Annotated in this window: 21 protein-coding genes; 5 read left to right on the plus strand and 16 right to left on the minus strand. The window is 41.8% G+C overall.

Annotated features, from left to right (window positions below):
* Positions 1–28 precede the first annotated feature (28 nt).
* The 6 genes from MHI23_RS13235 to MHI23_RS13260 all read right to left on the minus strand — a co-directional run bounded on the left by MHI23_RS13235 (position 29) and on the right by MHI23_RS13260 (position 7,030).
* Positions 29–1,771, minus strand: a complete 1,743-nt coding sequence (locus tag MHI23_RS13235; RefSeq protein ID WP_024424787.1) for an ATP-binding protein — start codon at positions 1,769–1,771, stop codon at positions 29–31.
* The gene (locus tag MHI23_RS13240) at positions 1,764–2,492 is read right to left on the minus strand and encodes a response regulator transcription factor (RefSeq protein WP_024424788.1); all 729 of its coding nucleotides are present in this window, start codon (positions 2,490–2,492) and stop codon (positions 1,764–1,766) included. Before MHI23_RS13240 ends, MHI23_RS13235 begins: the two co-directional genes overlap by 8 nt.
* Before the next feature lie 185 nt (positions 2,493–2,677).
* Complete coding sequence (mdh, locus tag MHI23_RS13245; RefSeq protein WP_008356047.1) at positions 2,678–3,616, minus strand: malate dehydrogenase; 939 nt, start codon at positions 3,614–3,616, stop codon at positions 2,678–2,680.
* A 34-nt stretch (positions 3,617–3,650) separates the two neighbouring features.
* Positions 3,651–4,922, minus strand: a complete 1,272-nt coding sequence (gene icd / locus MHI23_RS13250) for an NADP-dependent isocitrate dehydrogenase (RefSeq protein ID WP_024424789.1) — start codon at positions 4,920–4,922, stop codon at positions 3,651–3,653.
* A gap of 148 nt (positions 4,923–5,070) precedes the next feature.
* Positions 5,071–6,189, minus strand: a complete 1,119-nt coding sequence (gene citZ / locus MHI23_RS13255; protein WP_024424790.1) for a citrate synthase — start codon at positions 6,187–6,189, stop codon at positions 5,071–5,073.
* 376 nt (positions 6,190–6,565) lie between these two features.
* A complete protein-coding gene (locus MHI23_RS13260) occupies positions 6,566–7,030 on the minus strand; it encodes a DUF441 domain-containing protein (RefSeq protein ID WP_024424791.1) in 465 nt (154 codons plus the stop codon).
* A gap of 100 nt (positions 7,031–7,130) precedes the next feature.
* On the opposite strand from MHI23_RS13260, the gene ytvI reads away from it, so the two are divergent.
* Positions 7,131–8,249 carry a sporulation integral membrane protein YtvI gene (ytvI, locus tag MHI23_RS13265; RefSeq protein ID WP_024424792.1) on the plus strand — a complete coding sequence of 373 codons (1,119 nt, stop codon included), beginning with the start codon at positions 7,131–7,133 and terminating at the stop codon, positions 8,247–8,249.
* Positions 8,250–8,275: 26 nt separating this feature from the next.
* Here ytvI and MHI23_RS13270 read toward each other — a convergent pair whose 3' ends face one another.
* From MHI23_RS13270 to dnaE, 7 genes are all read right to left on the minus strand, one after another.
* Positions 8,276–8,665: an FxsA family protein gene (locus MHI23_RS13270; RefSeq protein ID WP_024424793.1), complete on the minus strand. Its 390-nt coding sequence runs from the start codon at positions 8,663–8,665 to the stop codon at positions 8,276–8,278.
* A 99-nt stretch (positions 8,666–8,764) separates the two neighbouring features.
* Positions 8,765–10,525 (minus strand): pyruvate kinase, encoded by a 1,761-nt coding sequence (gene pyk, locus MHI23_RS13275; RefSeq protein WP_024426143.1) that lies wholly within the window; start codon positions 10,523–10,525, stop codon positions 8,765–8,767.
* A gap of 27 nt (positions 10,526–10,552) precedes the next feature.
* Positions 10,553–11,512 carry a 6-phosphofructokinase gene (pfkA, locus tag MHI23_RS13280; protein ID WP_024424794.1) on the minus strand — a complete coding sequence of 320 codons (960 nt, stop codon included), beginning with the start codon at positions 11,510–11,512 and terminating at the stop codon, positions 10,553–10,555.
* 341 nt (positions 11,513–11,853) lie between these two features.
* On the minus strand, positions 11,854–12,831 hold the full coding sequence (gene accA, locus MHI23_RS13285; protein ID WP_024424795.1) for an acetyl-CoA carboxylase carboxyl transferase subunit alpha: 978 nt from the start codon (positions 12,829–12,831) through the stop codon (positions 11,854–11,856).
* Positions 12,816–13,691: an acetyl-CoA carboxylase, carboxyltransferase subunit beta gene (accD, locus tag MHI23_RS13290; RefSeq protein WP_024424796.1), complete on the minus strand. Its 876-nt coding sequence runs from the start codon at positions 13,689–13,691 to the stop codon at positions 12,816–12,818. Before accD ends, accA begins: the two co-directional genes overlap by 16 nt.
* 303 nt (positions 13,692–13,994) lie before the next feature.
* Positions 13,995–15,227: a malic enzyme-like NAD(P)-binding protein gene (locus tag MHI23_RS13295; RefSeq protein ID WP_025092260.1), complete on the minus strand. Its 1,233-nt coding sequence runs from the start codon at positions 15,225–15,227 to the stop codon at positions 13,995–13,997.
* 141 nt (positions 15,228–15,368) lie between these two features.
* Entirely contained in the window at positions 15,369–18,704 is a 3,336-nt protein-coding gene (gene dnaE / locus MHI23_RS13300) for a DNA polymerase III subunit alpha (protein ID WP_342492003.1), read from the minus strand.
* Positions 18,705–18,841: 137 nt separating this feature from the next.
* On the opposite strand from dnaE, the gene MHI23_RS13305 reads away from it, so the two are divergent.
* The 3 genes from MHI23_RS13305 (at position 18,842) to MHI23_RS13315 (ending at position 19,977) form a co-directional block, all read left to right on the plus strand.
* The gene (locus MHI23_RS13305; protein WP_024424798.1) at positions 18,842–19,183 is read left to right on the plus strand and encodes a YtrH family sporulation protein; all 342 of its coding nucleotides are present in this window, start codon (positions 18,842–18,844) and stop codon (positions 19,181–19,183) included.
* Positions 19,180–19,683 carry a sporulation membrane protein YtrI gene (gene ytrI, locus MHI23_RS13310; protein WP_003216226.1) on the plus strand — a complete coding sequence of 168 codons (504 nt, stop codon included), beginning with the start codon at positions 19,180–19,182 and terminating at the stop codon, positions 19,681–19,683. The genes MHI23_RS13305 and ytrI overlap by 4 nt, the downstream gene beginning before the upstream one ends.
* 108 nt (positions 19,684–19,791) lie before the next feature.
* On the plus strand, positions 19,792–19,977 hold the full coding sequence (locus tag MHI23_RS13315) for a hypothetical protein (RefSeq protein WP_003216400.1): 186 nt from the start codon (positions 19,792–19,794) through the stop codon (positions 19,975–19,977).
* A 52-nt stretch (positions 19,978–20,029) separates the two neighbouring features.
* Here the strand turns inward: MHI23_RS13315 and MHI23_RS13320 are convergent, their stop codons facing one another.
* Positions 20,030–20,971, minus strand: coding sequence for a bifunctional oligoribonuclease/PAP phosphatase NrnA (locus MHI23_RS13320; protein ID WP_024424800.1), 942 nt, complete (start codon positions 20,969–20,971; stop codon positions 20,030–20,032).
* Positions 20,972–21,118: 147 nt separating this feature from the next.
* On the opposite strand from MHI23_RS13320, the gene MHI23_RS13325 reads away from it, so the two are divergent.
* On the plus strand, positions 21,119–21,421 hold the full coding sequence (locus tag MHI23_RS13325; RefSeq protein ID WP_003216665.1) for a YtpI family protein: 303 nt from the start codon (positions 21,119–21,121) through the stop codon (positions 21,419–21,421).
* A gap of 37 nt (positions 21,422–21,458) precedes the next feature.
* Here MHI23_RS13325 and MHI23_RS13330 read toward each other — a convergent pair whose 3' ends face one another.
* Together MHI23_RS13330 and MHI23_RS13335 are read right to left on the minus strand one after the other, a co-directional pair.
* On the minus strand, positions 21,459–22,781 hold the full coding sequence (locus MHI23_RS13330; RefSeq protein WP_024424801.1) for a CBS domain-containing protein: 1,323 nt from the start codon (positions 22,779–22,781) through the stop codon (positions 21,459–21,461).
* A gap of 148 nt (positions 22,782–22,929) precedes the next feature.
* The gene (locus MHI23_RS13335) at positions 22,930–23,613 is read right to left on the minus strand and encodes a metal-dependent hydrolase (RefSeq protein WP_044334924.1); all 684 of its coding nucleotides are present in this window, start codon (positions 23,611–23,613) and stop codon (positions 22,930–22,932) included.
* Positions 23,614–23,649: the final 36 nt, after the last annotated feature.

A 23,649-nucleotide genomic window follows, 5' to 3' on the forward strand; every position in this document is an offset into this window, starting at 1 on the left:
AAATTTTAACGTGACTTTCCTTTTTTCCCTATTTTGATTTCAGGCTCACTGTAAAAGTCGTTCCTTTACCTTGTTTGCTATGGACCGAAATCGTCCCTTCATGCGCCTCCACAAGGTGTTTGACAATGGCAAGACCAAGTCCTGTACCGCCTGAATTTCTACTTCTATCTTTATCAATTCGATAAAATCTCTCAAATATTCTTGGAATCTCGCTTTTCTTCATGCCGATTCCTGTATCTGCTACATCAAATTCATAGGCGCCTTTCCGCGGTCTTGCCGAAATGGTGACACTCCCTCCCTCTGGTGTATAGGTAAGGGCATTGTTCACGAGATTGAGGAAGATTTGCTTTAACCTCAGCGGATCTGCCATCACATAGACAGGCTCTTTCGGGATTCGCACTTGTAATTGAATGCCTTTTTCTGCGGCCTTTTGTTTTAAAAGGACTTCAATCTCTTGAATGATTTCTGTCGCATTGGCGTCTTGAATATTCAGTTTGAAATGCTGCTGCTCGATTTTGGAAAGATCGAGTAAATCTTGAATGAGAGTTTCGAGACGGACACTCTCTTTTAGAATGATGGAAAGGAATTGTGTCAGCGCTTCTTTGTCATCAATCGCTCCATCAAGAAGAGTTTCGGAGAATCCTTTAATCGACGTAATCGGTGTCTTTAATTCGTGAGACACATTGGCGACAAAATCTTTTCGCATCTGCTCAAGCTGCTTTGTTTCTGTCACGTCATGAAATACAAGGACAATTCCTTTCCATTCATCGTCTGTACTTAAAATGGGAACACCATCCACCTGGAAGTAGCGCCGTTCAATGTCAACGGCCAGGCGTAAAAACTTCCGCACCTTCGTTTCTGTCATGAAAATTTCGTCAATCAGCTCAATAATTTCTTCATGAGTAAATGCTTCATGGTACAGCTTGTGCATGTAAATGTGCTTTTGCACTTTAAACTGCTTGCGGAAGGTTCGATTGACTAGGTTGATATATCCCATCTTATCAATCAAAATAATTCCTGCACCGATGTTTTCAATGACTGTTTGCAGACGGTCCCGCTGCATTTCCCCAGTGCTTGTCATTTCTTGAAGGCTTTCTGCCAGGCGCTTCATTGATGTATTAAGCTCACTTGTTTCGATGATGAGCTCTTCATAATGATTGGTATCATAGTTCCCGCGTTCCAGCTGTTTGGCTACCTTTGTGGCGTAATCTATCGGTTTTACATATTTCATCGACATGCGGTATCCAAAGAAAACGATAATAATAATCGCCGAGCCAAGACAAACGGCTAATGCGAGCCAAAGCTGGCCGTCAATTTCATTTAAAGGCTGGAATGACGCATGGAGAAATAAATAGCCCACCGGTTTGTTTTGTTTCAGGATAGGGACGGCGTAATGAAACAGCGCATCCTTCTCATCCTCAATGACGACGCCTTTTGTTTGAAGGCGTTCATTGTTCAGTGTGTTTTGAATGATGCCCCTTTGCTCCGCTTGACCTGTTGTATGTATGATATTCCCCTTCAGGTCCACAATTGACGCATTCATATCAAGATGCTGCTTTGCCTGATTGAGGATCTCCTTGTTTTGCTTCGCCTGCAGATCATCACCATCCATGGAAGAAAGAAGAAAGCTCGATTCATTTTCCATTCGTTCCGTTAATTTTGTTTCATAAAAGACATGGAACATGTGATCCAAAAAAAGGCCAAGTGCAACAAACACAATAAAAAGGAGAAAAATAAGGCCCGAAAACAGACGGGTTCTAATTTTACTCATTTGGCTTTGGCTCCTCCAATTTGTAGCCTAAGCCGCGAATGGTTTTAATGTATGTTGGTTTTTTCGTATTCTTTTCAATTTTGTCCCGCAAGTGGCTGATATGTACATCCACAATACGAGTGTCACCTGCAAAGTCATAATTCCAAACGGCACTTAGCAGCAGATCACGTGTGAGGACACGTCCTTTATGCTTGGCCAAATAAAGCAGCAGTTCAAATTCCTTCGGCGTAAGCTCTAGGCGTTCTTCTTGGAAGTAGACTTCGTAGTGTTCTGGTAAAATGCGCAGTTCACCAATTTTGATTTGGTCTGCAATGATCTCTTCCTTCTCCTCTTGCGCGGGGACAGGCTGAGATTGCTGCGCTCTTCTCAAGATGGCTTTTACCCGAGCACCCACTTCTCTAGGACTAAATGGCTTTGTCATGTAATCATCGGCTCCAAGCTCAAGGCCGAGCACCTTATCAAATTCATCGTCCTTTGCTGTCAGCATTAAAATAGGGAACATCATTTTTTGAATTCTCAGTTGTTTGCACACTTCAATGCCGTCCATCTTCGGAAGCATTAAATCTAATACAATGAGATCAGGCTGTTCACTTGCTGCTTTTTCAAGCGCTTCTTCGCCATCTCTTGCTGTGACGACATCATAGCCCGCCCTTTCAAGGTTATAGCTTAGAAGTGTTACAATCGATTCTTCATCATCCACAACTAATATTTTTTTATTCATGTTGTGCCTCCAATTAGTGATTTCCCCTGCATCCGTTTTTTTGTATCTTATGTGAAAAGCGAGAAGTCATGCTTTCTCTTTCATTTTAACGAAAGCTTAACAAGAGGACAATTTAAAATTTCGACAAGATTTGTTTTGTAAACAAAAAGAAGGCCCCTCATAAGAGAAGCCTTCTTTTTTTCATATTAAGACAATACTTTCATGACGTTCTTAACAGATTCAACAGAACGGTCAAGCTGACTTCTTTCTTCTTCTGTCAACTCAAGCTCAATGATCTGCTCAAGGCCGTTTCCACCTACGATTGTTGGTACTCCAAGGTAAATGCCTTCGTAGCCATATTCACCTTCAAGGTATGCAATCGTTGGGATGACGCGGCGCTGATCTTTTAGAATCGCCTCAACCATTTCTACTAGTGAAGCAGCAGGTGCATAATAGGCACTACCGTTACCTAATAGGTTTACGATTTCGCCGCCGCCTTTTCTTGTTCTTTCAACAATCGCATCAATACGATCTTTTGGAATCAATGTTTCAAGCGGGATACCGCCTGCATAAGAGTAACGAACAAGCGGAACCATGTCATCGCCATGTCCACCAAGGACAAAGCCCGTCACATCTTTGACAGATAGGTTTAATTCTTGAGCAACAAACGTACGGAAACGTGCTGTATCAAGAATGCCCGATTGTCCAATGACTTTTTCTTTTGGTAATCCTGATTCTTTATAAACTGCATATGTCATTGCATCAACAGGGTTTGTTAACACAACAATAATGGCTTCTGGAGAATATTTAACGATTTCGCGTGTCACGCTGCGCATGATTTTTTCATTTGTGGACACGAGATCGTCACGGCTCATTCCCGGCTTTCTTGCAATTCCTGCCGTAATGACCACGACATCAGAACCGGCTGTATCTTCGTAGTTAGAAGTGCCTGTAATGTTCGCATCGAAGCCTTGAACAGGGCTTGCTTCCAGCATATCAAGAGCTTTCCCTTTTGTTGGGTTTTCAAGCTGCGGGATATCAACTAATACGACATCCGCTAATTCTTTTTGAGCCGTTAGAAATGCTGTAGTTGCTCCAGTAAAACCTGCTCCGATGACAGATACTTTTTTACGCTTGTTTGCCATTTCCTTTTTCCCCTTTAACTTTAAAGTTTAAGAATCAAGACAAGTTTTTGATGAGCTCGTCAGCAAACTCAGAACATTTCACTTCTGTTGCGCCATCCATTAATCTAGCAAAATCGTATGTGACGACTTTAGATGCAATTGTTTTTTCAACAGATTGAATCACTAGATCAGCTGCTTCCTGCCAGCCAAGGTGCTCAAGTAAAAGCACGCCCGATAGAAGAACAGAAGATGGATTCACTTTATCAAGACCAGCATATTTTGGTGCTGTTCCGTGAGTTGCTTCAAAAATAGCGTGTCCTGTTTCGTAGTTGATGTTCGCACCCGGTGCGATACCAATTCCACCAACTTGTGCTGCAAGTGCATCAGAGATGTAATCTCCATTTAAGTTCATTGTAGCCACAACATCAAACTCAGCTGGACGAGTTAGGATTTGTTGAAGGAAAATATCTGCAATGCTGTCTTTGACAATGATTTTGCCAGCAGCTTCTGCTTCACTTTGCGCTTTGTTTGCCGCATCTTTTCCATCTTGTTCTACAATACGATCATATTGTGCCCATGTAAAGACCTTGTCGCCAAACTCTTTTTCAGCCACTTCGTAGCCCCAGTTTTTGAAGGCACCTTCTGTAAATTTCATGATGTTTCCTTTGTGAACAAGCGTCACAGATTTACGGCCTTGGTCAATTGCATATTGGATAGCCGCTCTGACAAGACGGGATGTACCCTCTTCAGAAACTGGCTTGATTCCGATACCTGACGTTTCTGGGAAACGGATTTTGTTCACACCTAATTCGTTTTTCAAGAAGTCAATTAACTTCTTCACTTCGTCTGAACCTTTTGCATACTCGATACCAGCATAGATATCTTCTGTGTTCTCACGGAAGATCACCATATCTGTGTCTTCTGGACGTTTCACAGGAGAAGGTACCCCTTTGAACCAGCGAACAGGACGTAAGCATGTGAATAAATCAAGCTCTTGTCTAAGTGCCACGTTTAATGAACGGATTCCTCCGCCAATTGGTGTTGTTAGTGGTCCTTTAATCGCAATTAAGTATTCACGAATGTCTTCAAGCGTTTGCTCAGGAAGCCACTCTCCAGTTTTATTGTAAGCTTTCTCACCTGCATATACTTCTTTCCAAGTGATTTGCTTTTCACCTTTATATGCTTTTTCTACAGCTGCTTCAAGTACTCTTGATGCTGCTTTCCAAATGTCAGGACCGATTCCGTCCCCTTCGATAAACGGGATAATTGGATTATTTGGTACATTCAATACGCCGCCAGTAACTGTAATTTTTTCGCCTTGTGACAATGATATTACCTCCCAGGTTATGTAGTGAATATTTGAAACTTCTTGGCTTGATGTCTGCAAGCAAAAAAGTTTTTCACGTGATTCGTTTTTTTGTTGATATGGAGGCTGATTGGCTTTTTGAAATCAGCCCCCGCTTATTCTATAAACATTAGTCTCTTTCACTGATCGGAACAAAGGTTTGAAGATCAGGTCCAATGTAGTCAGCTCTTGGACGGATGAGACGGTTGTTGTCATATTGCTCTAGAATGTGAGCAATCCATCCAGAGAATCGGCTGATCACGAAAATTGGTGTAAACAAGTCATGATCAATCCCAAGACTGTGATATACAGATGCAGAATAAAAATCAACATTTGGTGGAAGATTTTTCTCTGATGTCACGATTTCCTCTGCGCGAACAGACATTTCATACCATTTCGGCTCGCCAGTGAGGTTTGTTAAACGCTGGCTCATTTCTTTTAGATGCTTTGCACGCGGGTCACCTTGACGGTATACGCGGTGGCCAAAGCCCATAATTTTTTCTTTCTTCTCTAGCTTACCATGAATATAGGAATCTACGTTTTCAACTTCGCCAATTTCTGAAAGCATCTTCATCACGCCTTCATTAGCGCCGCCATGAAGCGGTCCTTTTAGCGCACCGATAGCCGCTGTTACACCAGAGTAGATATCTGATAGTGTAGCAACACATACACGTGCTGTAAATGTCGATGCGTTTAATTCATGATCCGCATGTAGAATAAGTGCCTTATCAATGGCTTCAATTTCTACTGGTGACGGCTCTTCGCCATTTAGCATATACAAGAAGTTTGCAGCATAGCTGTATTCTTCTTTTGGCTGTACAGGCTCAAGTCCCTTGCGAATACGTGAAAACGCAGCGACTAGTCCAGAAATTTTCGCCTGTAAGCGAATCGCCTTTCTGTAATTCGCTTCTTTGTCCATAATCTCTGATTCGTCATCGAGTAAACCTAGTAAGGATACTGCTGTACGAATCGCAGACATTGGATGAACCCCATCGAGCGAATAAGATTTAAAATGCTCAATGATTTCTTGCGGAATCTGAGCATTTTCATTGAGCTGCTGTTTTAATTCACTCAGCTCCTGCTCATTCGGCAGCTTTAAGTGCCATAACAGGTAGACAATTTCTTCGAATGTAGCTTTTTCAGTTAAATCATCGATATTGTACCCTACATAAGTAAGAGTATCATCAATAATTGAGCTTACGGATGAAGTTGTTGCCACGATACCTTCAAGACCTCTTGTTGCTGTCATGTTCAATCTCCCCTTTTTAAAAAGATTCCCCTTCGTTGCAGAATTCTCACTTTTTGAAAGCGCTATCCAATCCGAATAAGATAACAGGCTCAGAAAAGAAAATGCTTACATTTACCTATACGGTTAGAGCGCTTTTAGCCTCATATCTCTTGTATGATCAATGAGTTCAAAATTAAGCCTATTCCCATTATAAACAATAATCAGACATTTGTTAAATGTTTAACTATAATTTTTTTTGATATTTTTTTTTCTAGTCTCCCATATCAGGCATGGAATAAAGGGATTTTGCTTCTTTTAATATATTTAATTATGTTTTTTTGCAAAAGCTCACGCAAGAAAAAATTTAAAAAAGAAAGTGGCAGGAACCACTCTCTTTTCACCCGCTGAAAAATTTCACAGCCTGCATCGCCAAATAAGCAATTCCTGCCCCGATAAGCGGCCCAACAGCCACTCCTTTAAATAAGCTGACTGCTAAAATGGTGCCGAACACAAGCGCTGCCGTAATATGCGGATCATTTTCGAGTAGCACAATCCCGTTTTTTGCAATTAATGCTACTAATATACCCGCTCCAAGAGCTATCCAAGCATAGGAAGATTTCATCGCTTCTCCAAGCTGCTTAAATCCAATGTCACCTGTTGCAATCGGGACCAGCACAGCAATGGTAATGACAGTGACTCCCCAATTAATGCCTTTAGATTGGAGAACCGGGAAAATTTTTTGATCCAGGCCAATCAGCTTAATCGCGATCAGCACAGAGACCGCTACAATTAACGAATTGTTTTTTGCAATAAGTGCAATAACGAGTAAAAGTACCAAAAATAAATTTGCTTGAGTAAACATACGCCGCTCCTTTCTTTCTTTTTATTGCGACCTTTTCATATTACTAATCTTTTTGAATAAAATGAAGTATCGGACATGCTTGTTTTTTGGAGGGGATTGTGTGAATCACGCCTATGTGGCCATTTTTCTGCGAAGTTTGATGATGATCAGCATTGCTGTTTTTGCGGTTGTCTTTTTATATCAGTCTTTTCCGTTTTTATATCCTTTTTGGATCGCCCTTATTGTGTCTTGTTTAATTCATCCTGCCGTATGCAAAATCGAAGAGATCACCGGAATGCCGAGAGGATTTGTTGTGGTCATTGTGCTCTTGCTCTTTTTAGTTGCAGCTGCCGGCTTAATGACGCTTTTAGTTGCGGAAATCATTTCAGGAAGTGCTTATTTGGCAAAAGTGCTGCCTGGCCATCTTGATCAAATGATTGGTATTGTAGAGCAATTTTTCACAGACAAGATTCTGCCTTTATATCATGATATGACGGCCCAATTTAATACGCTTCAAGCAGGTCAAAAGGAATCGATTTTGGGACAAATTCAAGCACTCGGTGATGAAGCGGCCGCAAAAATCGGGACTTTTCTTTCGAAAACACTCGAGCTTATTCCAGCGTTTTTAGGTCTTTTGCCTGATGCAGCAGCCACTCTGTTATTTTCTGCTCTCGCAACTTTTTTTATCACGAAGGATTGGTTTACGTTAAAAACATATGGCTCACGTATCTTTCCCGCAAAATGGATGCAGCATACACGCGCCATTTTATCTGAAATCAAAAAAGCCATTACTGGCTTTATGAAAGCCCAGCTCCTGCTTGTGGCCATGACGATTGGTATTGTATTGATTGGACTCATCATTTTAAAAGTTGAGCACGCCCTTGTGATTGCTTTATGTATTGGGCTCGTCGATTTACTTCCATATATCGGGAGCGGTACTGTTTTTCTACCGTGGATCATTTATTCTGCTATGACAGGAAATCTTTCCCTCGCCATTGGACTGGGCATTTTGTATATTGTCGTCCTCATTCAAAGACAAATATCAGAGCCAAAAGTCTTAAGCAAATCCATCGGACTTAATCCTTTAGCAACGCTTGTAGCGCTATTTGTCGGGTTAAAATGGTTTGGTTTCTTAGGACTTGTGATTGGCCCTGCCTCACTTGTCGTGTGGCAGGCGTTCCGTAATGCAGGAGTTTTCAGAGATATTTATGAGTACATTCGGTATGGCATGCAAAAATAAAAGAGACCTTCAGCCTGAAGGTCTCTTTAACGAATGATCGTGTAGCGGTTACGATTAGACATGTTTCTAAGCCAGCGTTCAAAGAGCGGCTTGATTCCCTTTCTCGTCACCGGAATGAGCAGCAAAGCCCCAATGAGATCCGATAAGAAGCCTGGTATGAGCAGCAGCAGACCGCCGATTAGAATGCAAAAACCATCGACAATCGCTCCCCCTGGCATCTTTCCATATTGCAAATCTCGCTGCACTTTTTGGAAGGCTTCTATACCTTGTTTTCTTGCAAAATAAGCACCTAAGGCACTTGTCAGCACGATGAGCAGCATCGTTGGCAAAATGCCAATAATTTTACTTGAGATTAAAAATAAACTAATTTCCACCGCAGGGAACAGAATTAATAATAGTAGAAAATATTTCTTCAACCATATCACCTCATGGGGTATCTTTCATCGAAAGCTGTTTACTTTTTTTAGTGTAACATAAAAAAAGAGAGGAGTCAGACAACTCCCCTCTTGGATGATTTAAAGGACGCTCGCACGGCCTTTGTAGATCGCTCCGCGTGCTGGATCTACTGTAATCTCTTCGCCTTCTTTTAAAAGTGTCGTGGCGCTGTCAAGACCAACAATCACTGGAATGCCGAGGCTTAGTCCAACAACTGCTGCATGGCTTGTTAAACCGCCTTCTTCTGTGATAAGGGCAGATGCTTTTTCTAAAGCTCCCATCATATCACGATCTGTGCAGTTTGCAACTAGGATCGCACCATCGTACATTTTTTCTTCTGCTTCTTTTCCGCTTTGTGCAATGACAACCGGTCCAAATGCAGATTTACGGCCAATCCCTTGACCTTTCGCAATAATGTCACCGACAACATATACTTTCATTAAGTTCGTCGTACCTGTTTCACCAACTGGCACACCGGCTGTAATCACAATTAAATCGCCGTGTCTTACATAGCCTGTTTCAATAGACTTCTCTACTGCATTCTCAAGCATTTCATCAGTAGACGTCGTTTTTGAGCCGCTCTTTGCAAATACACCGAATACAAGAGATAGCTTTCTCGCAACTGATTCGTTTGCAGTAACTGCTACGATTGGTGCTTTTGGTCTATATTTTGAAATCATTCTTGCTGTATGTCCGCTTTCCGTCGGTGTCACAATCGCTGCTACATCAAGCTTCATTGCTGTATGTGCAACAGATTGACCGATCGCGTCTGTAATACTGACTTCTACTTCTTCGCTTCTGCGAGAAAGAATGGCTTTATAATTTAGTGCTTCTTCTGAACGTGATGCAATGTTATGCATTGTTTGTACGGCTTCTACTGGATATGTTCCTGCTGCTGTTTCACCAGAAAGCATAATCGCATCTGTACCGTCAAAAATAGCATTTGCCACGTCACTTGCTTCCGCACGAGTTGGACGAGGGTTACGCTGCATGCTGTCCAGCATTTGAGTCGCTGTGATGACAGGCTTGCCTAAACGATTGCATTTTTTGATCAGCATTTTTTGAACAAGCGGTACTTCTTCTGCCGGGATCTCTACACCAAGATCTCCACGCGCAACCATTAAACCGTCAGATACCTCAAGGATCTCGTCGATGTTATCAACACCCTCTTGGTTTTCAATCTTAGGGATGATTTGAATATCAGTCGCATTGTTCTTTTCAAGAAGCTCACGAATTTCAAGAACATCAGAAGCTCGTCTCACAAAAGAAGCTGCGATGAAATCGACGCCTTGTTCAATTCCAAACAGAATATCATTGGCATCCTTTTCTGTAATACCTGGCAGGTTCACACTGACGCCAGGGATGTTGACGCCTTTTTTGTTTTTGAGCGTGCCTGTATTCATGACTTTAGTGACGATTTCTTTGCGGTCCTTGTTAATTTCTTTTACTTCTAAACCAATCAGACCATCATCTAATAGAATCGTTGAACCTACTTCTACATCATGAATTAAATCTTCGTATGTCACACTAATTTTTTCCGTATTTCCAACAATGTCTTCCATACTCACGATAAGATCAGCACCAGCGACTAGCTCAATTGAGCCGTTTTCAACTGTACGTGTACGGATCTCTGGACCTTTTGTATCTAGAAGGATCGCAATGTCCTTGCCTAATGTTTTACCTGCTTTACGTATGTTTTCAATGCGTGCACCATGCTCTTCAAAATCTCCATGGGAGAAGTTTAGTCTGGCTACATTCATTCCTGCTTCAATCAATTCAGTCAGCTTTTCAATGCTTTCACTTGCTGGACCGATTGTACAAACGATTTTTGTCTTTCTCATTACTGTTCCTCCTAAGGTCTTCTCGTTTTATATAGAGAGCTCTTGTGAAAGTCGGTACATATTTTTATCGACTGTATGTTTTTTATCTAAGATTTCTAAAATATCGTGATGAACGAGTTCATTGCTTTGAATGCCTACACAGCGTCCGCCTTGTCCTTCAAGAAGAAGCTCGACTGCATATGCTCCTAAACGGCTTGCCAGTACACGGTCAAACGCACTCGGAGAACCTCCGCGCTGAATATGCCCTAAGACAGATACACGTGTTTCAAGGCTTGTCTCCTCTTCAATCCGCTTACCAAATTCAACACCGCTGCCTACGCCTTCTGCAACGATGATGATACTATGCTTCTTGCCGCGTTCGTGACCTCTTCTTAACCTAGCAATAATTTCGTCCATGTCATAGTCTGCTTCAGGAATCAAAATAGATTCGGCTCCGCCCGCAAGACCTGACCAAAGAGCAATATCACCAGCATGTCTTCCCATTACTTCCACTACGTATGTACGTTCATGAGATGTGGCTGTATCACGAATTTTATCAATGGCATCAATGACAGTATTCAGTGCTGTATCAAAGCCAATAGTGAAATCAGTACCTGGAATATCGTTGTCAATCGTGCCTGGAACACCTACACATGGAAAACCGAGCTCTGTTAATTTCTTTGCTCCCATAAATGACCCGTCTCCACCAATGACTACAAGTCCTTCAATACCGAATTTTTTTAAGTTTTCGATTCCCTTTTCACGACCTTCAACTGTCTTGAATTCAGGACATCTTGCCGTGTAAAGTTTTGTTCCTCCACGATGAATGATATCGCCTACTGAACCTATTTCGAGTTTCTCAATTTTACCGTTAATTAGACCTGAGTATCCATTATAAATACCGTAAACTTCAACATTATGGTAAATTGCTTTCCTTACAACTGCGCGCACAGCTGCATTCATTCCTGGGGAATCCCCACCGCTTGTTAAAACTCCTATACGCTTCATCTTTTTCACCTCAGAGACCATATATGAATTAAACATACCATTTCCACTGCTTGAAAACAATCATGAGCAAATTTGGATGTTTTCAATACGAATTTCTAAAACCGTACTTATTATACAATTAAATAAACCGTTTTTAAACAAAAGTTAAGAACGTCATGAAAGCAAATCTCTCTGAAATCTGTAAAGGCAAGTGCTATAAACCTTGTCATATCAAGGTTTTCAGACGTTTCAAATTTTATGAAAACAAAAGAAAATTATTTTCAAATAGCGCTTACATGAAGACGGTTTTCATGAAAAAAGATGAAAAAAATAAACGCCAGCCAAAAAGGCTGTACGTTTATTTAGTTTACCCCAATATATTGATTTTCAATCGAGACTTTCCCGATTGCTTTGTATTTTTCATATCTTTGTTCGACTAGTTCTTCAGGCGTTAGTTTGAGCAAAGATGTAAGTGACTGTTTTAATGTTTTTTCCATGTAAGCTGCTTGTTGTTTCACGTCTCGATGTGCTCCACCTTGCACTTCTTTAATAACATCATCTATAATATCTAATTCTTTTAGGTCTGGAGCGGTAATTTTCATTGATTCTGCAGCTTTTTTCGCAAGTGATGAGTCCTTCCAGAGCAGTGCTGCTGCACCTTCAGGTGAAATCACTGAATATGTTGAGTTTTCTAGCATGAATAGGTGGTTTCCTACGCCTAAGCCTAGTGCGCCGCCGCTTCCGCCTTCTCCAATGACAATACAGACAACCGGTACACGAAGTCCTGCCATTTCGAATAGGTTTTTCGCAATTGCTTCACTTTGTCCGCGCTCTTCAGCTGCTTTACCAGGATAAGCTCCTTTTGTATCAATAAAGCAAATGATCGGGCGATTAAATTTATCTGCTTGTTTCATCAAGCGCAGCGCTTTACGGTAGCCTTCTGGATGAGGCATTCCGAAATTACGGCGCAAGTTTTCTTTTGTATCTTTACCGCGCTGATGGCCAATAACCGTGACAGGAAGCCCTTTAAACGTGGCAATTCCTCCAACGATCGCTTCATCATCACCATAAAAACGGTCACCGTGACATTCGAAAAAGTTGTCAAACAGCTCTTGAATGTAATCGAGAGTTGTTGGGCGCATCGCATGACGAGCAATCTGCACTCTGTCCCACGGCTTTAAATTTGTATAAATGTCTGCTTCAAGCTTGCTCAGACGTGTTTCAAGGCGCTCAATTTCTGCACTTAAATCCATTTCTGAGTTTTGTGTGAACTTTTTCAGTTCATCAATTTTCGCTCGAAGTTCAATGACAGGTTTTTCAAATTCTAGTTCTCCAGCCACTCTCGTTCACCTCCTGTGCTGTGTAGTGCTAAGATTCGGCCTAGTGTTTCTTTCATTTCTGCACGATGGATCACAGCATCAAGCTGTCCATGCTTCATTAAAAATTCAGCCGTCTGGAAGTCCTCTGGCAGGTCTTCACGAATCGTTTGTTCAATGATTCTGCGGCCTGCAAAACCAATTAAAGCACCAGGTTCTGCAAAATTGTAATCACCGAGAGACGCAAAACTAGCTGATACACCGCCAGTTGTTGGGTTCGTCATCACAGAGATAATCAAACCTTGATCCTCGCTGAACAGTTTTAATGCTGAACTTGTTTTTGCCATCTGCATGAGACTAAGAATTCCCTCTTGCATTCTCGCTCCGCCAGAAGCAGTAAAGATAATAAATGGCACCTTGTCCGCTTTTGCTTTCTCGATCGCCAGCGTGATCTTTTCACCAACAACGGATCCCATGCTGCCCATACGGAACGTGGCATCCATGACAGCAATCACAGCACTTTGGCCTTCAATTTCACCTTTACCAGTGACAATGGCTTCATTCAAAGATGTTTTTTCTCTGTCTTTCTCAAGCTTTTCTTCGTAGCCTGGGAAACCGAGCGGGTTTGATGAAATGAGGTGCCCGTTAAATTCTTCAAATGTGCCTTCATCTACAAGGCTTTCAATACGCTGTTTTGCATTCATTTGCAAATGTCTGCCGCAATTCATACAAACACGTAAATTTTTATCTAGTTCTTTGGTGAGCATTATTTTTTTACATTGCGGACATTTGGTCATGATGCCTTCAGGCACATCTTGACTTGCCTGTTCAGAGGGTACAGATGCATATTTTTTCTTTTTACTGAAAATATTCTTGATTGACAAATGACTACCTCCCTTTTTGAAGGGTTTTTTCTTTACACGCACATCCACTATTATAGGACATGTCATAACTGTACCGAAACTATTGTACTTTTTTTGTCAAACGCTGTCATCCTTCATTCAATTTTTTCAGTGGGGAATTGATGAGAAATGAGTATGTGTTTGGGGCGCTGAGCAGTTGATATGTTTGAATTGTGAACGTCTACAAAAAAATCTCATTCCGGATGAAAAAATTTTCGCGTAAGAGAGGAAATGGTGCACGTTTTTCTCCAGTTTCAGAAAGAACGTGCACACTTTTCCAGTTGATTATTCGCCGATAATCGTTAATTTTCTTGTTTTTTCAGCGACAGCTTCTGGGTCGACCTTGATTCTTGCAACGCCAGTTTCCATTGCTGCTTTTGCCACCGCTTTTGCTACCGCTGGTGCTACGCGTGCATCAAATGGTGCAGGGATAACATATTCAGCTGACAATTCTTCATCTGAAACAAGAGACGCAATTGCTTCAACAGCTGCGATTTTCATTTCTTCGTTAATGTGAGTTGCACGTACATCTAATGCTCCGCGGAAAATTCCTGGGAATGCCAGTACGTTGTTCACTTGGTTCGGGAAGTCAGAACGGCCAGTTCCTACAACACTTGCTCCTGCTGCATGTGCATCTTCTGGCATGATCTCTGGATTTGGATTAGCCATAGCAAAGATGACAGGATCTTTTGCCATTTTTCCAACCATTTCTTTTGTTAAAGCGCCTGCTACAGAAACCCCGATAAAGACGTCTGCGCCTTCAATGACCTCTTCTAATGAACCTTCTTTGCGGTCTTGGTTCGTGAATTTAGCTACTTCGTTTTTCACTGCATTCATACCGTTCGGGCGGCCTTCGTAAATAGCACCTTTCGTATCACACATAATGATATCACGTACACCGAAATGATAAAGAAGCTTGATAATCGCAATTCCTGCTGCTCCGGCGCCGTTTGCCACTACTTTAATTGAAGACATGGATTTTCCAGATAGCTTCAGTGCATTCACAAGTCCTGCTACTGTCACAATGGCTGTTCCGTGCTGATCATCGTGGAAAACTGGAATGTTTGTCTCTTTTTTCAAGCGCTCTTCGATGATAAAGCAGTTAGGCGCTGCAATATCTTCAAGATTCACACCGCCAAAAGTCGGCTCAAGGAGCTTCACTGTTTCAACGATTTTGTCTACATCATTCGTTGCAAGCGCGATTGGGAAGGCATCTACGCCTGCAAAGCTTTTGAATAATACAGCTTTCCCTTCCATTACTGGAAGAGATGCTTCTGCACCAATATTTCCAAGTCCTAAAACAGCGCTTCCGTCTGTGACAACAGCGACCATATTGCCTTTCATTGTATAATCATACACTTTGCTTGTGTCGTCATAAATATCTTTACATGGTTCTGCAACACCAGGTGAATAAGCCAAGCTCAAGTCTTTCGCATTTTTCACTTGTACTTTTGATTTTGATTCGAGTTTGCCTTGATTCTCTTTGTGCATATGTAATGCTTCTTCTCTTAATGACATGTGATGAACACTCCTTCAAGTGGAAAATGATTTAATGATTTGCTAAGTTGATAAGCACATACTGGCAGTTTTAAATAAACAGAATCTTTAAAATGATAACACAATAGGTGAATTTGTAAAACATATTCAGGCGATTTGTCATCATTTAATCACAACGTTTTGTTCACCGAGCAGCTCTTTTAACTGGAAAATCACAGCATGATCTGCATGAACTTTGTATGCATCTGGAAGTCTCATCGTCTTTTTTTGCTTCTCATAATACAAATAGACATCTGCTTCTCCGCTGTGCATCGAAAGGATTCGTTTTACTTGCTCTAGCAGCTCCTGCGTATGATTCTCTTCTTTCACACGAATGTAGACAGACTCTTTTCTTTTTGCATCCATCTCTTCCAGCAAAGCAGCTTCTTGCACGATGATTTGACTGCTGTCATTTCTGACCTCTACTCTGCCTTCAACATAAAGCATGTTGCCCTCCTCAAGTAAGGGGGACAGCTTTCTAAATTGCTCTGGAAAGACGACGCCTTCCATTTCTCCCGTTTCATCCCCAAATGTAACAAATGCCATCGATTGTCCATTTTTTGTCCGAATCGATTTCACTTTTGTCAAAAGACCACCCATTGAGATTTTACGCTTAATACAGGAAGAAAGTCTGATGATTTCCACTGCACCATTCTCTCTTAAGCGGTCTCGGTACGCTTGTACTGGATGATTTGATAAATATAACCCGAGTGCCTCTTTTTCAAATTGCAGGAGATCAACAAGCGGCATTTCTTCTATCTCCGCATATTTTGGCTTAATGGAGAAGGTTGTATCCCCAAGAAAGTCCAGCTGATCCTCTGGATTTAAAAATGACACGTGGTCTAACGCGATATCTATCGATGCTAATAACGAAGCACGATTGGGATAAAACTCATCCATCGCCCCTGAAAAAATGAGCGCTTCAATCGTTTTTCGGTTGACACTCTTTGGTGATACTCTTGCGCAAAAATCAAATAAATCTTCAAACGGCTTTTCCTGTCTTGCTCTGTATATATCCTTTACAGCTGACACTCCGACATTTTTGATCGCTCTTAAGCTGTAGCGGATCTCCCCTTTTTCAACCGTAAATGGAAACTCACTCTTATTAATAGAAGGCTTCAACACTGATATCCCTTTTTCCTTCGCCTCATAGAAATATTGAGCAATTTTGTCTTCATTTCCAATTACACTCGTTAAAAGACCGCACATAAAATATAACGGATAATGCGCTTTTAAATAAGCAAGCTGAAAGCCAATCATGCTATATGCAACAGCATGGCTTCTATTAAAACCATAGTTTGCAAATTTGACGATTAAGTCATAAACGTCATTTGCAATGTTAACAGGATACTCCTTTTTTAGGCATCCTTCAACAAAATGGCTTCGCTCTTCATCAAGGACCTTTTTATCCTTCTTTGAAACAGCTCTTCTTAATAGATCTGCCTCTCCCAGCTGAAAACCAGCCATCTTTGCTGCAATCAGCATGATTTGCTCCTGATAGACGATGACCCCATATGTATCCTTTAATATGTCATACAAATCAGGATGAGGATAGGAGACCTTGACTCTGCCATGCTTTCGGTCGATAAAAAGCGGGATATTTTCCATTGGACCTGGACGATAGAGAGCATTGACCGCCACGATGTCTTCTAAACTAGACGGCTTTAGGCGCCTCAGCACCTGACGCATCCCCTGTGATTCAAGCTGGAATATTCCAGTTGTATCTCCCGCAGATAACAATTCAAACGTTTTCTGATCCTCATATGATATGTCACTAAAGTTAATGTGGACGTTTTCCTGTCTTTCAATCTGGTTTTTAATGGATTCAATTAATGTTAAGTTTCTGAGCCCTAAGAAATCCATCTTTAAAAGTCCAAGATCTTCTAAATAATTCATGGCATACTGCGTTAAATACACACCTTCATGGCCGTCTTGAATTGGAACGACCTCTGTCAGCGGCTCCTCGCTCAGCACAACGCCAGCTGCATGTGTCGAGGTGTGTCTCGGTAAGCCTTCTACTTTTAAAGCAGTTTGGAAGACCTTTCGAAGCTCATCGGATTGCTGAAGCATCGCTTTTAATTCAGAAGATGCAGTCACCGCTTCTTTCAGCGTCGTTCCTGGCTTCGATGGAATCAGCTTGGCAAGACGGTCCGCTGCCTTTGAATCAATTCCCATCACACGACCAACATCCCTTAAAGCAGCTTTTGCTGCAAGTGTTCCAAACGTGACAATTTGCGCCACATGCATATCTCCGTATTTGTCTTTTACATAAGAAATGATTTCATCTCTTCTCGTGTCGGGGAAATCAATATCAATATCTGGCATGCTGATCCGCTCTGGATTTAAGAAGCGCTCAAATAAAAGACCGTGACGGAGCGGATCGACATCTGTAATAAACAGAACATATGCAACAAGTGAACCCGCTGCTGATCCCCGTCCAGGGCCTGTGACAATCCCTTTGTCATGCGCATACTTCATAAAATCCCACACAATGAGAAAATAATCACTGAAATTCATTTTTTGGATAATGCTCAGCTCATATTCAAGCCTTTTGACATACATGTCATTTGAAGCAAGCTTTCTTTGCTTCATCCCTTCTGCGCACACTCTGCGTAAAAACTGATCTGCTGTTGATTGATCAGGAGTCGGGTAAGATGGGAGTTTTGTCTGCCCAAGATTTAAATCAACTTCACAGCGGTTTGCAATCTCCACCGTTCTTGTCAGCAGCTCTCGATCATCTTTATACCATTCCAACATTTCTTCAAAGGATCTGAAATGCTTTTCTCCTCGGTCTTCCTCTATCTCTGAAAGCTGCTTACCTGCTTTAATCGCTTTTAAGCACGTATAAGCCATTTTGTCTTCTCGATTGATATAGTGAACATCACCCGTCGCAACAAGAGGAATGTCTGTACTTTGTGAAACGTCCCGCAGTTTGGCGGCGAGCGATTCGTCCTGCTGAAATGGCTGAAGTGCGATATACACATGTCCCTCGCCAAATATATGCTTCAATTGGTTGGCAGCTTCACGCGCTTCTTCTAACTGATCATGCTGCAAAAGCGTTTCAATATACCCAGATGCGCCTGGTGTGATGGCAATGAGCCCGCGGTGATAGCTTTTAAGCCATTTTTCTTTCAGTCCGGCTTTTGATTTTGATTTCAGCACACTGCTGATTTTGATTAGGTTTTGATAGCCTTCATTGTTTTTTGCAAGGAGTACCAAGGGATAAGCCTCTGTCTCTTGTTCATCTATGAAGACAGAAGCTGTTAAACCGATAACCGGCTTGATGCCATGTTTTTTACATTCCTTATAAAATTCAACCGTGCCATACATCACATGGTCATCGGTAAGAGCGAGCGCCTTGCAGCCAAGTTCTTTTGCTTTCAGCACAAGCTCCTTTACTTTAGCTGCACTGCTTAACAAGCTGTATCCACTGTGGACCTGAAGATGAACATAAGACATGCTTAATCCACTCCTTTCGTCTAAAGTCATTCTTTCATTATAAAACGCGATGCGGTGAGAAACAAATGTTCTTTCTTTTCTGTCCGTTCATACTTGTCCAGCACACGCCATATATTGAATAGAGTGAGGTGGACAAAATGGATGTGAAGGAAGCTTTTATTCCGAATTTTATCAGCTGTTATTTTATCGCCCTAGGGGTCATCTTGGGTGGTGCTATCATAGGCGGTGTTGGTGCTTATTTATCTGGTCAGCCGCCTTTATCCATTATTACTAGTCTTGCCAACCGTTTAAAGATTTGGGCGCTTGTCGCCGCTATCGGCGGAACATTTGATGCTGTTTATAGCTTTGAACGAGGCATTTTCGAAGGAAACACACGTGATATTTTCAAGCAGATTTTATTAATTATCTCTGCCATGGGCGGTGCACAAACGGGGTATCTCATTATTACGTGGCTTACCCAGGAGCATGTGTCATCATGAGGGTGCCGGAGCTGTATAAACGCCCAGGCTGGCAGCGTTTTTTTGCAGGAATGATGTTTGGTGCGATTGTAAGCTGGCTTATTTTTCTCTTTACATACGGAACCTTTCAGGAAAAGCAAGTAACACTGCTGAGAAGCCAGCAGCATCATATGGACAGTCTAAAAGAACAAATCACACTCTATCGGGAAGATTTGCATAAGTTAAATGAGGATAATAAGAAGCGGCTGCTGATCCAAAGCGTAGATGTTCATCTCGTGAATCGTGAGCAATATAAAATCCCAGAGCCAGATACGCTAAAGTTTGAAGATCAGGTCAAGGAGGATATCTCAGAAGTCATTACAAAGGATATTGAAAGTGTCTATAAAACAAAGGAATTACTAAAACGGACAGTAGAAAATAAAGAATATACCATTCGGGAAAAGGCATATCGCGCCAAAGTGACAGAGCTGACAATTTATACGAAGCTTTCGCTTGAAGTACGTATTTCATTTGCTGAATAAAGAGGTTGTGGAATTTTTATGAATTTCTGCCCTCAATGATCGCTTTTCACGCTTCATTTTTATACACTAAAAGTAGAACGAGATCTTAAATAGAAAGAGGTGAGGACAATGGAGGTTTACAGCTATCGTCAAATGGCACGAGACAAAGCAAGCCGGATCAAAGACGGCATGTGTGCTTATGCTGAGACAGAAATGATGGCTCATTTAATTAAAAAAGAATTAAAGCATCAAAATCTCCAAGCCTATGAAGATTCAACAGACATCGGCTGCTGGTTTATCCCTGTATGCAAGTAACCCTTTTCTCCATGACAAAAAAAGAGAGAAGGGACTTCACATCCCTCCTCTCTTATGATGATGATTTACATACTTCTTCTAAATCACGCAAAATCTCATCTGCTACTGCCCAATCATAAATGGACGCACCGGCTGCAAGCGGGTGGCCGCCTCCATGATATTTTTTCGCAATGGTGTTAATGACGACGCCTTTAGAGCGGAATCTCACACGAATCTGATCGTTTTCTTCCACAAAAAAGACCCATGCCTTAATGCCTGCAATATTCCCTAGTGTCCCAACAAGCTGTGAGGCCTGCTGCGCTGTTGTTTGGAACGATTCCAAAATTTCACGCTTAATGAAAACAGATGCAACCCCGTTCTCTGACAAAGAAATATGTTGAAAAATATAGCCATTTAATTTCACGACATTCAAATCTGTCTCATACAATTGATTGAAAAGATCTGAAGATGAAAATGGATATTCGATAAGCTCCCCTGCATATTTGAGTGTCTTTTTCGTTGTGTTTGGGAAAAGGAAGCGGCCTGTGTCTCCTACAATGCCGGCATAGATCAATTCAGCTGCCTTTGTATTCAGCTGATATCCTTCTTCTTTCCCCTCTAAGTACAATTCATAAATCATCTCGCTCACAGAGCTTGCCTCTGTATCCACCCAAAGCAAATCACCATAAGGATCTTCATTCGGGTGATGGTCGATTTTCATCAGCTTATCGCCCATTAAATAGCGCTGATCATCGATTCTTGCTTGATTGGCCGTATCACAGACAATGACAAGGGCCCCTTTATACACGTCATCTGGTACCTCATCGAGTTCATATAAAAATGAAAGGGATGGCTCAGGCGTTCCTGTCGCATAAATATTTTTTTCTGGATAGGTGGCACGCAAGATTTCCGTAAGGCCGCACTGCGATCCATACGCATCAGGATCTGGTCTTACATGTCTATGGATGATGATGGTGTCATATAATGATATGGTTCTAATCAGTTCTTTTTTCATAAAAACTCCTTCTCATGCGATACTCTTTTTATTATTAAATCATAATCTATCGTGACGGAAAAGTGAGGAATAGACAATTTATTCTAGTAAGCAAGCCTATTTACGTTTAAAATAGGGTTGTAACCACTTACAATGGAGGCTTGGCACATGCTTGTTTTGATTGTGTTTATTATTTGTTCTGCCATGTTTTATTTATACTACAAAGCAAAAAATGTCCGTACGAACCGGCCAGTCGAGAAAAAATTCTGGTCGGCGAAATCCAGTATGGCCCTTGGCTGCTTTGTCCTGCTCTTCGGTGTGAATCAATTATTTTTAAACCGCTCGTCACTCGCATTTGTCATCGGATTTATTTTTGTTGCTGTTGGTATCGGCAGTACGTGGGCTGGGTATAAAGCCTACAAGCATTATCTTCCGCTCTTTTTAAAGGAAGGCGAAAAAGATCACGCGTAATAAGGAAAGGGGCGACATGAGTTCGCCCTTTTTATCATTATCCTCTTTCCATCAGCTGCACCATCAGCATCGCTTTGCCTACGATATTCGATTGGTGATAAACCTCCACTTCCAGCTTTCCAAACTTGCGTCCTACTTCTAAAATATTCGGCTTAATCTGGATGGTGGATTCCATTTGGACCGGCTTTAAGAAATAGACAGAGAGACTCTCGACGATCAGTTCGCCCTTTTTATGAGATTTTAAGAAGCGGTTGGCAGATTCGATTAAAATTTGTGTGAACACCCCATATGAAATATTTCCAAGCTGGTTCGTCATTTGCGGGGTAACCTCGTATTGATAAACCGCATCCGCTTTTGGTTTCTCTGTATCGGCTTCTTTAAATCCTCTTGAGACAACATCATCCAGCTTTTCTCCGACCTGCGGCTGCTTTTGAATCATTTGGAGCGCCTTGAGCACATCCTGACGGCTGATCATACCGATCAGCTTCGCATGATCATCCACAACTGGCAGCACCTCAATGCCTTCCCACACCATCATTTGTGCAGCTGAAGCGACAGATGTTTTGCCAATGACCGTCAGCGGATTTTTCGTCATCACTTTTTCTATCGGTGTGGAGCGGTCATGCCCCGCAATATCCTTTGAGGTGAGGATTCCGTGAATCTTCATTTGATCATCTGCGACCGGGAAACGGCCGTGGCCAGTTTCATAATTCTTTTCATACCATTTTTCAAGCTTATCCTCTGGTGATAAATACACGGTGCGTTCAATCGGCGTTAAAATATCTTCTACAAGCACAATTTCTTTTTTAATTAATTGGTCATAAATGGCTCTGTTAATGAGAGCCGCTACGGTAAATGTATCGTAGCTTGTTGATAAAATCGGCAGCTCCAGCTCATCTGCGAGCTGAATGATTTCATCATCTGTTGAGAATCCGCCTGTGACCAGCACAGCCGCCCCTGCCTCTAATGCCTGCCTATGGGCATTGATCCGGTTTCCGACGATGAGCAGGTTGCCAGCAGCCGTATAGCGCATCATTGCGTCCAGCTCCATCGCTCCGATAACAAATTTATTTAACGTTTTATGTAAGCCAGCGCGTCCTCCAAGGACCTGACCATCAATAACATTGACCACTTCTGCATATGTGAGTTTTTCAATATTTTCTTTTTTCTTTTGTTCAATTCGAATGGTGCCGACTCGTTCAATGGTACTGACGAATCCTTTATTTTCAGCATCTTTGATGGCCCGGTAAGCGGTACCTTCACTCACTTTCATTTCTTTCGCTATGCGCCGGACAGAAATTTTCTCTCCGACATCTAATGAATCAATATACGATAAAATTTGCTCATGCTTTGTCGCCAATCCCGTTCACCCTTTTTGTTTTCAGCGTTTTCATCTATGTTTCATTATAAGGGCAGGAGGCTTTTAATAGCAATTTGTCTTTTCTTTCGGCAGATGAAGGCAAATAAAAAAAGCCGGCATTTGTGTGCCAGCTTTTTTCATATGAGGATTAAATTTCGATTGATTCCCCGCTGTTTAACACATGACCGACGCCGCCATGCAGGCTGTCTGCAAATGCATGCGGGTCCTGTTCAATTGGCGGGAATGTGCTGTAGTGAATCGGAACGACCTGTTTTGCCCGCAGCCATTCTGCTGCGATTCTTGCATCTTCTGGTCCCATTGTGAAGTTATCACCAATTGGAAGGAATGCGAGCTCAATATGATTCAGTTCACCGATCAGCTTCATATCTGAAAAGAGTGCAGTGTCTCCTGCATGATAAATTGTTTTACCCTCTGCGGTAAATAAAATACCTGATGGCATCCCTGTATACGTAATTGTCTGTGCCTCTTCATCAATGACAGCTGAACCATGAAACGCTTGCGTGAGCTTCACTTTACCAAATTCAAACTCACGTCCGCCGCCGATATGAAGCGGGTGCGTTTTCACCCCTTGCCAGCTTAAATAAACGGCAAGCTCATTTGGCGCAACGACGAGAGCGTCATTATTTTTAGCAATTTCAATGGTGTCACCAAGGTGATCTCCATGTCCATGTGTCAGTAAAATGACATCCGCTTTCACATCTTGCGGTTTGATCTCTGTGTGCTTATTTCCATTTAAAAATGGGTCAATCCAAATATGATATCCGTTTGTTTCAATGTGTACAACTGAATGTCCATGATATGTAGCTTTCATGTAGTATATCCACCTTTCAATTTTGATCCCATATCA

The sequence above is a fragment of the Bacillus sp. FSL M7-0003 genome, from assembly GCF_038628485.1.
Taxonomy (GTDB): domain Bacteria; phylum Bacillota; class Bacilli; order Bacillales; family Bacillaceae; genus Bacillus; species Bacillus safensis.

Coding starts and splice junctions, on each gene's coding strand:
- MHI23_RS13235 (WP_024424787.1), bottom strand. CDS start 1,771: ATGAGTAAAATTAGAACCCGTCTGTTTTCGGGCCTTATTTTTCTCCTT.
- MHI23_RS13240 (WP_024424788.1), bottom strand. CDS start 2,492: ATGAATAAAAAAATATTAGTTGTGGATGATGAAGAATCGATTGTAACA.
- mdh (WP_008356047.1), bottom strand. CDS start 3,616: ATGGCAAACAAGCGTAAAAAAGTATCTGTCATCGGAGCAGGTTTTACT.
- citZ (WP_024424790.1), bottom strand. CDS start 6,189: ATGACAGCAACAAGAGGTCTTGAAGGTATCGTGGCAACAACTTCATCC.
- MHI23_RS13260 (WP_024424791.1), bottom strand. CDS start 7,030: ATGTTTACTCAAGCAAATTTATTTTTGGTACTTTTACTCGTTATTGCA.
- pyk (WP_024426143.1), bottom strand. CDS start 10,525: ATGAGAAAGACAAAAATCGTTTGTACAATCGGTCCAGCAAGTGAAAGC.
- pfkA (WP_024424794.1), bottom strand. CDS start 11,512: ATGAAGCGTATAGGAGTTTTAACAAGCGGTGGGGATTCCCCAGGAATG.
- MHI23_RS13295 (WP_025092260.1), bottom strand. CDS start 15,227: ATGTCATTAAGAGAAGAAGCATTACATATGCACAAAGAGAATCAAGGC.
- dnaE (WP_342492003.1), bottom strand. CDS start 18,704: ATGTCTTATGTTCATCTTCAGGTCCACAGTGGATACAGCTTGTTAAGC.
- MHI23_RS13305 (WP_024424798.1), top strand. CDS start 18,842: ATGGATGTGAAGGAAGCTTTTATTCCGAATTTTATCAGCTGTTATTTT.
- ytrI (WP_003216226.1), top strand. CDS start 19,180: ATGAGGGTGCCGGAGCTGTATAAACGCCCAGGCTGGCAGCGTTTTTTT.
- MHI23_RS13315 (WP_003216400.1), top strand. CDS start 19,792: ATGGAGGTTTACAGCTATCGTCAAATGGCACGAGACAAAGCAAGCCGG.
- MHI23_RS13320 (WP_024424800.1), bottom strand. CDS start 20,971: ATGAAAAAAGAACTGATTAGAACCATATCATTATATGACACCATCATC.
- MHI23_RS13325 (WP_003216665.1), top strand. CDS start 21,119: ATGCTTGTTTTGATTGTGTTTATTATTTGTTCTGCCATGTTTTATTTA.
- MHI23_RS13335 (WP_044334924.1), bottom strand. CDS start 23,613: ATGAAAGCTACATATCATGGACATTCAGTTGTACACATTGAAACAAAC.